At 62.7% G+C, this 13451-nt stretch carries 12 protein-coding genes; 3 read left to right on the top strand and 9 right to left on the bottom strand.

Features of this window, described 5'->3' with window-relative positions; all coding sequences use genetic code 11:
* Positions 1-4 precede the first annotated feature (4 nt).
* Positions 5-1177 (bottom strand): acyl-CoA dehydrogenase family protein, encoded by a 1173-nt coding sequence (locus DMB80_RS12325; RefSeq protein ID WP_111510112.1) that lies wholly within the window; start codon positions 1175-1177, stop codon positions 5-7.
* Between the two features lie 196 nt (positions 1178-1373).
* On the opposite strand from DMB80_RS12325, the gene DMB80_RS12320 reads away from it, so the two are divergent.
* Both DMB80_RS12320 and DMB80_RS12315 read left to right on the top strand, forming a co-directional pair.
* Entirely contained in the window at positions 1374-2822 is a 1449-nt protein-coding gene (locus DMB80_RS12320) for a PAS domain-containing sensor histidine kinase (protein WP_111510159.1), read from the top strand.
* Positions 2823-3025: 203 nt separating this feature from the next.
* Positions 3026-4477, top strand: coding sequence for an aldehyde dehydrogenase family protein (locus tag DMB80_RS12315; RefSeq protein WP_240431153.1), 1452 nt, complete (start codon positions 3026-3028; stop codon positions 4475-4477).
* A 161-nt stretch (positions 4478-4638) separates the two neighbouring features.
* Here DMB80_RS12315 and DMB80_RS12310 read toward each other — a convergent pair whose 3' ends face one another.
* The 8 genes from DMB80_RS12310 to DMB80_RS12275 all read right to left on the bottom strand — a co-directional run bounded on the left by DMB80_RS12310 (position 4639) and on the right by DMB80_RS12275 (position 12538).
* The gene (locus DMB80_RS12310) at positions 4639-5103 is read right to left on the bottom strand and encodes an aromatic-ring-hydroxylating dioxygenase subunit beta (RefSeq protein ID WP_476703725.1); all 465 of its coding nucleotides are present in this window, start codon (positions 5101-5103) and stop codon (positions 4639-4641) included.
* A 107-nt stretch (positions 5104-5210) separates the two neighbouring features.
* The gene (locus DMB80_RS12305) at positions 5211-6503 is read right to left on the bottom strand and encodes an aromatic ring-hydroxylating oxygenase subunit alpha (protein ID WP_111510110.1); all 1293 of its coding nucleotides are present in this window, start codon (positions 6501-6503) and stop codon (positions 5211-5213) included.
* Between the two features lie 208 nt (positions 6504-6711).
* Positions 6712-7269 carry a nuclear transport factor 2 family protein gene (locus DMB80_RS12300; RefSeq protein WP_111510109.1) on the bottom strand — a complete coding sequence of 186 codons (558 nt, stop codon included), beginning with the start codon at positions 7267-7269 and terminating at the stop codon, positions 6712-6714.
* A gap of 35 nt (positions 7270-7304) precedes the next feature.
* Positions 7305-8828 carry an APC family permease gene (locus DMB80_RS12295; RefSeq protein WP_162938510.1) on the bottom strand — a complete coding sequence of 508 codons (1524 nt, stop codon included), beginning with the start codon at positions 8826-8828 and terminating at the stop codon, positions 7305-7307.
* Positions 8795-9103 carry a hypothetical protein gene (locus DMB80_RS12290; protein ID WP_111510107.1) on the bottom strand — a complete coding sequence of 103 codons (309 nt, stop codon included), beginning with the start codon at positions 9101-9103 and terminating at the stop codon, positions 8795-8797. The genes DMB80_RS12295 and DMB80_RS12290 overlap by 34 nt, the downstream gene beginning before the upstream one ends.
* Before the next feature lie 69 nt (positions 9104-9172).
* Positions 9173-10474, bottom strand: coding sequence for a flavin monoamine oxidase family protein (locus DMB80_RS12285; RefSeq protein ID WP_111510106.1), 1302 nt, complete (start codon positions 10472-10474; stop codon positions 9173-9175).
* A 200-nt stretch (positions 10475-10674) separates the two neighbouring features.
* Positions 10675-11682, bottom strand: coding sequence for a cyclase family protein (locus tag DMB80_RS12280; RefSeq protein WP_111510105.1), 1008 nt, complete (start codon positions 11680-11682; stop codon positions 10675-10677).
* Positions 11683-11749: 67 nt separating this feature from the next.
* Positions 11750-12538: an IclR family transcriptional regulator domain-containing protein gene (locus DMB80_RS12275; protein WP_205538642.1), complete on the bottom strand. Its 789-nt coding sequence runs from the start codon at positions 12536-12538 to the stop codon at positions 11750-11752.
* A 139-nt stretch (positions 12539-12677) separates the two neighbouring features.
* On the opposite strand from DMB80_RS12275, the gene DMB80_RS12270 reads away from it, so the two are divergent.
* Complete coding sequence (locus DMB80_RS12270; RefSeq protein WP_162938509.1) at positions 12678-13436, top strand: dioxygenase family protein; 759 nt, start codon at positions 12678-12680, stop codon at positions 13434-13436.
* Positions 13437-13451: the final 15 nt, after the last annotated feature.

Here is a 13451-nt window from a genome sequence, read left to right as displayed (position 1 = left end):
CAGATCAGGGGAAGCTGGGGATGCCGGGTGCGAGCCCCAGCAGCATCGAACCCGCCGCCTCGTAGGTGCTGCTCTGCAACATGGCGTGTTGGGCTGGGACGAGCGCATCCTGCAGGTAGCGCTGCAGGGGGTGAGTCTCGTAGATGGCTCCGGTACCGGCGAGGTCAAACGCCTGCATCACCACCGATCGGCCGACGTGGGCAGCATGCGTGGCCGCCAAACGCAGCATCGCACGGTCTTCGTCGGTGATGACCTGCCGTTGCTGCGCCTTGACCCACACCTCCTCCGTGACGTCGAAGAAAAAGGCTCGTGCAGAACGAAGTTCGGCCTCTCCGCGGGCGATCCCGAGCTTGTACACCGGCCGGTTTCCCTTGCTGCTACCTCCAGTTATGGACGTGCGCTCAGCGCCGACTTCGATGGCGTAATCCAACGCACCACGGGCGGCTCCCAGTGTGACGACAGCGAGCACTTGCGCCGCATAACTCAACGCGGGGTAGCGGGTCAGTGGTTCGTCCACTGTGGGTGCACCACCACGGACGAAGGTCATGTGCTCGGGAACGAACAGCTCGTGTGCTCGCAGCGAATGCGAACCGGTCGCCTTCATACCCGCGACCTGCCAGTTGTCAATGATCTCGACATCATCCGGGGACACCACCGCAGTCAGTGGTCTGCCTTCGGTCTCGGGTCCGCCCAGCAGACCGATGCCGAGGACGTCTGCACCTCGGCATCCACTGGCGAACTGCCACACGCCAGAGCACACGTAGCCGCCGGGTACTCGCCGGGCCTCCTGCATGGGGAAGAGACCACCGGCATAGGCGACGTCTGGGCCTTGCGCATAGATCTCGCGTTGCGAATCAATCGGCAACGCCGCGAGATACACCAGCGCCGAACCAAAACTGGCAACCCAACCAGTCGCGGGATCGATCGCGGAAATTCGCTCCACGCGGCTCATGAACTCGGTGGGCGACATCGGCTCACCCCCGAAGATGGCCGGCGTGGAAGCGCGGTACATCCCGGTCCTCTTGAGCAAGTCGATGAAGTCAGCCGGGACGTAATGTTGCGAGTTGAACTCGTCGCGGCGGTCTCTGAGCACATCGAGCGCCTCTGCGAAAGCTGCGTCGCGGGAAGCTCCGGGCGGGGCGGCGCTGACCCGCTCACGGGTTGTCGGCATCGTCATCGATTCTCCATTTCGAGATTGAGCGCGCATTAAGCGTTAGGCTAGAGGCGGGACCGCGCCCGCGATATCGGGATTATCTACGCCGGATCTAAGCAATCCCTTACCCGCTGGTGCACCCGGCATCAGCCGCCGGACGGGCTGAGTAGCGCCCAGAAAGGTGCTGGCATTGTTTCCCACACGCCGCGATTTCGAAGCGATGATCCGGAGGACGCAGACCGGCATCCTCATTCACGAGGCGTACTCCAAGAGCATCCTCTGGGCCAACGAATCCGCCTGTCAGACATTCGGGTTCACGCTCGAGGAACTCAAGCCGCTCAAAGCACACCACATGAGCGCCCAAGAGCACCAATATCGCCGGGAACTGGGTGTGGAATGGCTGCAGTCAGTGGTGGTCCATGGCAGCGGCCGAAAACAGTGGAAGTATCGCACGAAGGACGGGACGGACTTCTTGGCCGACGCCCGCGCGACGCTGGTGCCGTGTGAAGATGGCCCCGTCATCATGGTCGAGTTCCGCAACATGGAGGAGGAAGTGGAACTGCAAGAGGAGCTCAGCCGAGTCTCCGAGTCGCTGCAACGGATAATGACGCACACCGCGGCAGGGATCGTGGTACTCGACGAGCACAATCGAATTGCCGACATCTCGCCGTTGGCCGCCCGACTCTTCGACCGCACGGTTTCGCAATTGAGCGGCGTGCACCTGGAGACCCTCGGTCGGTGTGAACCGCGACTGCACAGCGAGCAGGTAGTGGCAGCATTGGCCGGCGGCAGCAGTTCGGTGAGCTTGCAGTTGGAGATCGCCAACGACGACGGCAGCACGGCGTGGTTGGCGGGTGAACTCGAGATCGTGTCACACGACGGGATTCGTTCCAGGGTATTGACGGTCCGCGATGTGACCGAACGCGTCGAGTGGGAACGCCGCAACGCATACCAGGAAGCCAATCTGCAGTATTTGAGCCGCTACCACGCCATGGGTGACATGGCGATGATCCTTGCCCACGAATTGGGGCAGCCATTGGCGGCGTCGACCAACTACCTGAGCGGGCTCAAAGCGCGGCTGTCCACAGACACGGTGGACTCACAGCACCTGAGTTACGGCATCGATCAGATCGAGCGTCAATTGCTCCGCGCCGCAGACATCGTGGCGTCCGTCAAGCGCTATGTCCGTCGTATCGAGAGCACCTCGGTACTGATGGATCTCAACGCGACGGTCGAGGAGAGCTTGTATTTCGTTCGACTCAGAGCCGCTGAATACGGCATCGGGGTGAAGGCCCGAGTACCTGAAGAGACGCTACTCATTCACGGCGAAAGCGTTCTGATCGGTCAGGTGATCATCAACATCTGTGTGAATGCGATCAACGAAATCATGCGCCCCTCGACAGAGGTCAAGGAGCTCAGCATCGAAACTGACACGATCGACGATCGCGCCGTCATCCGGATCCGCGATCAGGGGGGCGGCATGCCTGGGGTGCCCTCCGACCGACTGGCACACGGTGCGTTTTCTTCGGAACTCGACGGCTCGGGTATCGGGTTGATCATCTCCGAACACATCGTGGAACGCCACGGCGGATCTATTCACTACGGGAACAACGAGCCCCGCGGAACCGAAGTGACGATCGACCTTCCGCTTGCGCAGCGCCCGAACTGACTGCACATCGCTAAAGGTATCCGTACGTCGTCGCAGGCAACTCCCAGTGGATGATCGCCGCTGTCGCCGATATGTTGACAGCACGCGGTACACACCGTGAACCTGGGCGGTCCGGTAGCGCCGCCGTATCGATCCCGCGACTGCGCGCGCGGAGATTCCGGCGACTCGTGGATGCCCGTCTGTCCCAAAGGAGCACACGTACCGTGATCGACATCTCTGAACTCCACGCCGGACTGTTCATCGGCGGCACCTGGCGCGATGCCGAACAGACGTTCACCACGATGAATCCAGCCACCGCAGAGCCGCTGGCACAGTTGTCGTCCGCGGACGTCGACGATGTGGAAGACGCGGTTGCGGCCGCAGCCGCAGCGTTCCACGGTGCGTGGGGCGCGACTCCCCCCTCCGCCAAAGGGGTTCTGCTTCACCGCCTGGCTGACCTCGTCGAGCGGGACTGCGAGCAACTCGCAGCCCTGGAATCCCTGGACATGGGCAGGCCTGTCGGCCAGGGCATCGCCATGATGATTCCCAACTTCGCTGCCTCCCTGAGGTATTACGCCGGCTGGGCCGACAAGATCAACGGTGAACTGGTATCCACCGACGGATACTTCGGCGGCCCGCCGATGCATGCCTACATCCGCAGAGAGCCACTCGGAGTGGTCGCGGCGATCGTGCCATGGAACGCACCGCTGATGATTCTCGGCTGGAAGCTGGCGCCGGCACTGGCTTGCGGGAACACGGTGATCGTCAAACCCGCCGAGGACGCCTCGCTGTCGATCCTGCGGCTGGCCGAACTCATCGACGAGGCCGGATTCCCACCCGGTACCGTGAACATCCTTCCGGGCACCGGCAAGGTCGCGGGTGAGGCGTTGTCACTGCATCCGGGGGTCAAGAAGATCTCGTTCACCGGGTCCACCGAGGTGGGGCGGGCGATCCTGCGCAACTCCGCCGTCAACTTCAAGCGCACAGCGCTCGAACTCGGCGGCAAGGCACCCCAGATCGTCTTCGATGACGCCGATGTCGCGGCGGCCGTGCAGGGATGCGCCATGGGGCTGTTCACCAATCAGGGCGAGGTATGCGCAGCTGGTACTCGTATATTGGTGCACCGATCTGTGGTGAACGACGTGATGGACGGGCTCAGGGATGCGGCCCTGGCGCAGGTGCTCGGTGACCCGTTCGACCCGGCGACGACGATGGGCCCGTTGGTCAATGCCCGGCAGCGCGATCACGTGGCCAGCTACCTCGACGACTTCGCCACCCGGGGCGGCCGTTTCGTCGCCGGCGGCGGGGTGCCCGAGTTGCCGGGTTTCTTCGTCGAACCAACGGTAGTGGCGGGCACCAACGACATGCGCATCGCCCGCGAGGAGCTGTTCGGGCCGGTCGGTGTGATCATTCCCTTCGATTCAGACGACGAGGCCGTGGCCATGGCCAACGACAACGAGTACGGTTTGTCGGCGACTGTGTGGACGTCCGATGTGTCGCGCGCACATCTCATTTCGTCGAGAATCGACGCGGGTGCCATTGGTGTCAATGGCTGGTCTCCCCTGTCGCCGCAGCTACCTTGGGGTGGTGTCAAGGCGAGCGGAATCGGTCGCGAACTCGGCTACGAAGGCATCCTTTCCTACACCGAACCCAAGACAGTCGCCGTCGTCTTGTGAGGCGGGCACGGCGCGCCGGGACGCGAACACGCCGCGCCGGTGCGCCGTCGAGCCTTCTCGTTGCGCTGTGCTGTGTTGGCGCACATAGAAGCGCCGAAGCGGAGCAGCCCCAGGAATTTTTCGGGCTGCTCCGCTTCGGCGTTCGCCAACCAGGTTTTCCGCTATAACAAGAATCCCGCAGCGGGAACCTCGTCGGCACCGTCCACGAGCCGAATCACCTTGCCCCCGATCCGGTCCGCTTCGGGCTCGGCGCCGAGCAGGATCGTGTAGTCGACACTGGCAGCCCAGATATCGTGACGGCCGCGCTTGTAAGCCACCAGATTCTGTGCAGCGCGTAAATCCACCCGGGTATCCGACACCGCAGCCGGGACGACACGGCCGATGATGCGAGACGTGGCGGCAGCGTCCACCGCCGCGATCGCGTAACCCTGGGTCATCCTCGTCACGCGCAGTTGGCGCATTCGGGCGTCGTCGTACACCATGTTGAGCGAGTTCTCGAAGTCGGTGGTGTCCGGATCGATCGGAATGACGTACATCGCGTCTTGCGTGTACAGATCCTGCCAACGTTCATAGTTCTTGAGGTCCAGAAGTTCCGCCTCCCTCGCGATCAGGTCGAGCGCGCGCACCACACGAGGATCAGAGGTGGGCACCATGGCCGTCGGCAGGTCTCGGCCACGGCCGGCAGATCCACGTGATCCAGACTTCACCCTCGCGCTCACCTCCGTGGTCTCAGTCATTGGCTCATCAGTTCCTTCCACTTGGCGTACGCGGAGCGCATGCCGGTCTCATCGGTCACGTGGGACGTGACCCACTTGCCGTCGGTCTTCTCCCGAGAAATGCCCCGATTGACCATGATCGGCAGATCCGGCCCCCCAATTGCTCCGCGTTGCACGCGATCCCAGCCCTCGGCGTCGTCCGGGGTGCCGAAGCCGAACGGGCCCTGGAAGTGCTCGTGCACCCGGAGTCGTTCACGGTTGACCGGGCCCACGATCTCGGGTGGTCCGTCGAGGCCCAGTGCGACATGCTCGATCCACGTCTCGTCCACACTGATGGGCCGCAGTACCCGTAGGAACGCGATCGACATTGACACGTTCGGGAACATGTTGAGGTTGAAGCCTGTGCCGTGCATCGCGCGGACCATACGTCGCACAGAAGCATCATCGAGGCCCTGCGCCTTCAGCTCCGCAACCAGGCCGTCAAACCGCGACTGCAGCGGCTCGGTGCCATCGTCGATATCGAGATCGGTGTGTTCCGGAACCATCTCCGCGACCGAGTGCCCATTGCCGAGATCACTCGTCTTGCAGGCCGGATCTGTCATGAAGCTCATCATCTCGGCTGTCTCGGCATCCACCGAGGCCATCCATGACCGGTGCACGATGGGGAAATGGTACCCATCAGTCGTGTTCTCCAACTGGATCTTCCAGTTGCCGTGGAACTTGAAACGGTGGGTGCCGAGCACCTTGAGCGGGTAGCCGGCCCCCTGCTTCATGAAGAGGTCGATCCACTGACGGACGTCGCCCAGGAACTCCTCGAGCGGCTCGGCCTCGTCATCGAGGGTGGCGAAGACCATCCCACCGTATGACTCGGTGCGGACCTGACGAAGCCCCATGCCCTCTTTCGTCATCACCCCCTCGTAACCATCGGGGTACGGGATCCCGCGCAGACGACCGTCCAACGCATAGGACCACGCGTGATAGGGACAGGTGAAGCCGTTGGCGGTGCCCTGCCGTTGCTCGCAGACGCTCGCACCGCGGTGCCGGCACCGGTTCAGCAGCGTTCGAACCTCACCCTTGCGGTCACGCACCACGATGACCGGCTGACGCCCGACATGCGTCGACTTGAACTGTCCGGGCGCGGCAACCTCCGATACGTGTGCCACGAAAACCCACGCCTTCTCGAAGATCTTCGTCATCTCTTCTTCGAAGATCGTCGGGTCGGTGTACATCCGACCGGCCACCCGGTCCGGTTGCACCAGCTCGGCGGGAGACAGCTCGTAGATATTCTTACGGTCGAATACAGCGGTCATCGATACTCCACGGTCGACTGGAAACTCCAGATGGGTTGGGAGACATCGAAGCTGGTGTACAGTTCGACGGCTGGAGGTCTCCCAACGTTGCGGTTACTGCGTCATTCGAGCTTAGGGCCACCAGCAGCGCTCGCATATCGGCAATCACCGACCACTTCGTAGGTATTACCTTTAGTTCACTCACCTTGTGCGACGGCGCGGGAGTCGGTCACGGCTTCATGAGATCCATGCGGGCAGGGTATGCGCGAGCGAAACTGTCCGGCAGATCGGCGACGAAGACGTTTTCGGTACGGGTACGTGTGATCAACCAGCGTCCTTCGACGTTTCGGAACGTGTTGTTGAGCCGGCTGGAACGCAACAGAGCGCTGCCGTCTGAAAACAGCCAGGGCTGCATGTGAATCCACTGCCCGCTGGCGGTGTCTCCTTCGACATGGATCTGTTCGGACGTGAGGTAGTGCGCGTTGAGCACCAACGCTGGGTCCGTCTTGTCGCCCCAGAACCGTTGGAAGTGCTGCCGTAGCTCGCCCTTGCCTTCGGCGCGGCCAAACTGATTCTCGTAGTACTCGCCGACGCCTTCCCAGACCGCGTCGTCGGTGTACAGCTCGAGTACCAGCTCGATGCGCCGCGAGTCGTCTGTGACGGCGAACTCGGGACACGGTGTGTCGCACAGGAACATGTATCGTGCCTGGAGCCGACGAATGTCGGCTTCGGCCTCCAGAACACGGATTCGCGCTGCCAGCTGCGCCAGAGTTGGCTCGTCACCCATGGAAATCCCCTCTCGGATCGAACATTCCGCGCCGGTCAATCGACCGAGGCCATCGAGGTGTCGGTTGCCGCGGCCACATGCTCCGTGGTGTGCACGTCGCGGCCCGCCAGATATCCGACCCCCGCCGCGATCGGCACCGTTGCGATCAGTGCCCACATGAGTGGCCCCTGGTTACCGACCAGCGACTCGAAGTTGGTGACGACCGCGACGAGGATTCCTGCCATCGCCACGACCGACAGCGTGGGGGCGACCACACTGTTCCACCGGCGGCCGACATGCGGGTTCTGGCGGAAGTAGCACACAATCGCGACCGAGGTCAGCACATAGAGCGCCACCAGCGCGAGGACCGATACGCCGCTGGCCCAGGTGAAGAGCGTGGTCATCGGGTTCAGTGCGCCAACGGCAAAGATCGTCAGCGTGAGTAGCGCGAATGCGCTCTGTGTCAATGAGGCGACCCAGGGTGCCTTCCACCGATTGGTGAGGGCGGTACGTGACGGTAGGATGCGGTCCTCCCCCAACGCGTGTAGGTACCGGGCCACCATGTTGTGGAAGGCGAGGACACCGGCGAAAAGCGACGTGCACAGCAGTACCTGCGCGATTATCGCCGACCATCCACCGAGAACATCGGCCATCGGGACCAGTACGAACTGCGCGGGGTCTCCTGCTAATGCTTGAGCCGCCGCGTCACGAACACCATCACTCCCGTAGTAGCTCACAAGCATCCACACAATCAGCGTGAAGAACAGCGCGATGATCGACACCGACAAGTACGTGGCCCGCGGCACGGTCTTCTCGGGGTTCTTTGCTTCCGGGGCATAGACTGCGGTCGACTCGAAGCCGAACATCGAAGCGATGGCAAACATGATGCCGATGCCAGGCGCTCCAACGAGCACAGAATGCACGCCGAAGCTCGCTTCGACGTTCAGACCGCTGAGCCCGACCCGGGCCAGGATGCCTACGGCCATGGCAATGAGCAGGGCGAACTCGACCGTCACGAGAGCGGCGAGAATCTTGGCGCCCAGCTCGATGTTGAATGATCCCAATGTCCAGACCAACACCGTGGACACAACCGCGCCCAGCCACCAAGGAACACTCATTGCCAGATCTGACTCGACGAGGTAGCTGATGCTGACGCCGAGTAGTGCATACATGCCGAACTGCACCACGTTGTAGGACAGCAGGGCCAGCATCGACGCGCTCGTCCCGATGGGCCGGCCCAGGCCGGCCCGGACGACCGCGAAGAATCCGCCACGGGTGTTGATGGATCTCGCGATCGTGGTGAAGCCGACGGCGAACAGGATGATGCTCGCACCGACGAGAAGGTAGATGCCCGGGGTTCCTGCGCCGACTCCCATTGCGATGGTGAGCGCTGCAGTGCCGACGATGCCCGTCAGGGGGGCTTGTGCCGAGAAGACGAAGAACAAGATCGTCGGCACGCCGAATGCGTTCTGCCTCAATTGGGTTCGCGAATCGACGTGCGCGACCGTCGGCGGCTGCTGTGATTGGCTCGACTCGACCATGGCGGCTAAGCCATCGGGGTGACGGTGCGCGGCGCGCACATGGTGGTCTCGACGTCGACGTCGGTCAGGACTTTGGCCATCCCCAGGAAGTCGCTCAGACTGCCCGCGTCGGCATTGGCGGTGTCGGCGGCATCTACGGACTCGTAGATCCAGACGTCGATCCACGACCCGTCCGCGCGCTCGCCGCAGAAGGGTACGGCCACCAGCCCGGGATGGGCCGCCTTCACCTGCTTGATCGCCGCGTCCCTCAACTCGAGGAATTCTTCGGCCGGCACAGTGAGGCGAAAGGTGACGAGCTCAGCACAGTACGACATCTGGTTTCATTCCTTCAGTTCGGCGGTTCGTGGTTGCTTGGGGTGGCTCTGTGGAGCTGGTGTGAGATATCAGCTCAGGGCTGTGAAGGCTCGCGCTGCGGCGGTCTTGCCTGATTCGATGGCTCCGTCGATGAATCCGGCCCAGCCCTGCGCGTAGTCGCTACCGGCCAGGCGCACCCTGCCGTGGGCGCGGCCACTGGCGTCCTGAATCGCGGCTAGCTGATTGGGCCGCAGCATCGGCCAGGTCTGTCCGGCGAATTCGTCAGCTACCCAATCGTGCGCGTCGATGGCCAGCACCTCGACATCAGGCAGCCATTCCCGCAGTGCTGCCTCGACAGCGCCGCGGTCGCAGACATCGAGTCGTGAGGCGTCAGAACCGAATGCGACGACGATACTGTCACCGTCGAGTTCGAACTCGGGCAGGAAAAAATTGAGCACCGAACTGCTCGGCCCGAGCGCGCAGGTGCCATCGATGCTTCCCCTGACACGGGCCCACACCTTCAGCCCGGCAGAGGCCTGCCCCTCGCCAGCGACAGACATGAGGTCAGCGGGCAACCCGGGTTCGAACTCGATGGTGGTGAGCACGTTGACCGGCACGGTCACGATCACCTGGCGCGCTGTGAGCATGCGGCCGTTGTCGAGGGTCACAGTCGCTGCCTCAGTCGTCTGCTCGATCCGCCGGACGCGCGTGTTCAGTCGGATGTCGGCCGTGCATTGAGCTGCGATGGCTTCGAGCAGCATCCGGGTTCCGCCGACGATCTTGTAGGTACCGCAGGCTTCGAACATCAGCGACCAATTGCCGCCGGCCAACGCGCCCCACCGCAGGGCTTGGGTGAAGGCCCCTACCGTGGGCCGTCCGCTGAAGTTCAGGCCCCACAGGCCTTCGACGAGATCGTGCTGCTCGGCGTCGAGGCCCAGTCGACCGATCATCTCGTCGACCGTGATTTGGTCCAGCAGCTTCTGCTCGTCGGTGACCGGGGTGAAATCGAACGGATTGGGGAAGACTTCGCGGGAACGCTCCAGCAGCCTGGTCATTCCGTCGTCCAGGAGCCCGAACATCTCGTCCGGCGTTCCGGCATGTACTGATCCATCGACCATCCACAGCGCTCGTTGCGGTTCCGGGCTTGTCACGAGCTCCAAGTCGTAGCGGCCGATCTCGGCCCACACATGCGGCTGGCTCCAATGCACCCACGTCCCGCCCATCTCCAGGTAGTGGCCGAGATGGCTGTCTTTGGTCCAGGTTCGGCCGCCCAAGCGATCACGAGCCTCCACCAGCACGACGCCGGCGCCACGTTGGGTGAGCTCTCGCGCAGCGGTGACGCCGGCGAATCCGCCACCGATCACGACGACATCAGTATCGAAATTGACCACGGGCGCACCTTTCGCGAAAAACCAATGGCGACACCGGATCGGTGTCAGCGATGAGAGAGAACAGCCGGGGCTGACCGTGCTGATGTGGCTCTACTCACATGTCCAGGTGCATACGCTACTGCGCCGCGGCCGCAGGTCAAGGGTAGTAAAGGTTCCCGTACCGGTGTCCGACGCCGTTGCGCCCGAACGACTGTGACGTGTCAGCGGATCGCTGTCGCATTCGCGGGTGATCCTGCGCCGCCCGTCAGATTCATCGGTGAAGCGACGAGCAAGCAGTCCCACTGTCCGTCGGCCGCGCAGCGCTCCGCCAGCGAATCGAGGCTCCACAACTCGCCGAGAACGAAGCCCAACAGTGGTATGAGCACTCGGTGCATCAATCCGCTGTGAGAACTGCGTGCGATGGCCCCAGCGCGTTCGGATTCGGTCACGAAAGGCGAATTCGGATCGGCCGGCCACGCCTCGACCGCGATGTTGTCGGTCGCCACCAGTGAAAACTTGTTGTCCCACAGCCACGCGACGGTATCCGGCTCTGCCTTGAGCCCCGAACAGCGCAGCGGATTGGTGTTGCGCTGCCGTTGCTCTGGCGTCGACTCCACGAGGTGGTGGTGCAGCCATCCGGTTCTGATCATCAGGATGTCGCCGTGGCGTAGCTCCACACGCTGGTGACGAGCAGCCTCCGCGACAATACTGATCGGAATCGCCTCGCCACCAGCGTGATCGAGGCTCCTGTCGATCGACCTCAGGTAACGATCCACGTCGATCAGAACGCCTCGCCCGACGATCCCCCGCTCGGCGAAGCGATTGATTCCCAAGAAGGGGTCGCCTGCGACAAAACGACTCGGGTCTGCGCCGTTGTAGAACCCCGTCTCGGGATGCCCGATGTGTCGGAAGCCGTCGATCTGGGAGGTGTTCTGGGTGTAGAAGCTGTCGAGGTACTCATCCCTGTGATACGGGTTTCCTGCAAAGAGAGTGTGCTGCAGTGATTTCCGAGTCGGTATCAGAGCGGGGTCGAAGGCGTCCAGCGGCAGATCGAGATTGAACGTCTCCCCGGTTCGCACACAGCCGGCCGCTGCGAGAACGCGCTCGGGGGTCAGATGATTCAACGTGCCCAGCTCGTCATCGGGCCCGAAAACGCCCCAGGCTGAACCTGCCGGAGCATCTGTTCTGTCGCAGAGCTCCGCGTAGGTCGGAATCGGTGATCTTCTCATCGGGATTCTCTCCTCACAGTGATCCCGCAGGGGGACAGCGCTATTCGGTCAGAATCCGAGCACGATGTCAACTAGGTCGCGCCAGAGCGCCTGACCCGAGCTCGCTGCTGATGTTCGCCGCTGCCTGCTTCAGCGCCGGTACATACGTGTCGCGGATCGTCGTCATGGCGGTATCCGTGGTCGTCGACATCCCCAGTGCCGCGATGACATGACCATGCGCATCCACCACCGGCGCCGAGGCAGATCGGATACCGTCCTCGAGTTCCTGGTCCACGATGGCCCAACCTTGTTGCCGCACCTGCGCCAACCGGTCTGCGAGTTTCTCGGCTGTGACAATGGTACGAGCGGTAACGCGAATCAGGCTGGCGGCCTCGAGATATGTGCGCAGCGAGGCCGCCCCCAGTCCCGCCAAGAGCACGTGACCCATCGACGTGGCATGTGCGGGCAGTCGACTGCCTGTCGCCAACGTGAGATTGGCGATGCGGTGGGTCGGCACACGGCTGATGTACACGACTTCCGAACCGTCCAGCACGGACAGTGAGCACCCGTGGCCCGTGGCCTCAGCGACTTTCTCCATGTGTGGCTGCGCAATCTCGGTCAGGTTGAGGGAGCTCAGGTAGGCGTAACCCAGCCCCAGAATTTTCGGCGTCAAGCTAAAGGTTTTGCCATCTGATTCCACGTAGCCCGCCTGCTGCAGCGTCAACAGGAGCCGCCTGGCGGTCGGCTTGCTCAGCGCCGCCCCCGCCGCCACCTGGGTCAACGACATTCTCGAACGACGGTTCGAGAACGCCAGGATCACGTCCAAGCCCCTGGTCAGAGCGCGGACGATATCGCGATCCTCAGGGGGTTTGGTCACGTGACGTCCTTGACATGAGATGTGGCGCAGGCTACACAGTGAGTACGCATTACGGACAGAGTGTACGCATAGCGTACGAATTCGCAACCGTAGCCGTACCGGGTCTGACGTACCGGACCCCAGACGAAAGAGAAAGCCCATGACAAACGATCGAGTCGTGGAAGTTGTCGAGGACCTCGAACGGACGCTTGTCGAGTTCATTCGGAAACACCGGATCAATCATCGCGAGTACCGCGCTGCCACGTCACTGGTGATCGACAGCATCAAACAGGGCGAGGAATCTCTGCTGCCCGATGTCTTCTTCGAAGCAGAGGCCACCGATATCGGCAACGAGGATCACGTCGGTAGCAGCGCTGCCATCGAAGGCCCGTTTTACATCGCCGGGGCGCCGCTGCTCGAGGCCCCTTGTGTCATGCCGCAACGCGACGACGAACGCGGCACCCCGATGGTGTTCACCGGAACGGTGACCGGTACTGACGGGAATGCCCTGGGCGGTGCCATCATCGACATGTGGCACGCCGACGCCGACGGCCTCTACTCGGGCATCCATCCGGGGATTCCGGACTGGAACCTGCGCGGCAGGTTCGCCACCGGACCCGACGGAGGGTTCTCGGTGTCATCGATCCTCCCGCCTCCCTATGAGATCCCCAAGAATGGTCCCACGGGTATCGTGTTGTCCGCGTTGGGAAGACATTTCTTCAGGCCCGCTCACATTCACTTGAAGGTGACCGCGGACGGTTACGAGCCGCTGACCTCCCAGCTCTATTTTCCCGGTGGCGACTACGTCGACAACGATGTCGCCAATGCGGTACGCGACGGCCTGATGTTGAAAGTCGAACAGACTGATCGCGATGTGCGGGTGACGTACGACTTCGTTCTGGTTCCGGAAACCCGCTGAATCCACATCGCAGAG

Source organism: Mycobacterium kyogaense (genome assembly GCF_003254575.1).
Classification (GTDB): domain Bacteria; phylum Actinomycetota; class Actinomycetes; order Mycobacteriales; family Mycobacteriaceae; genus Mycobacterium; species Mycobacterium kyogaense.
Note: the sequence above shows the minus strand (reverse complement) of the source record. Positions and strands in the feature narration are given on the sequence as shown.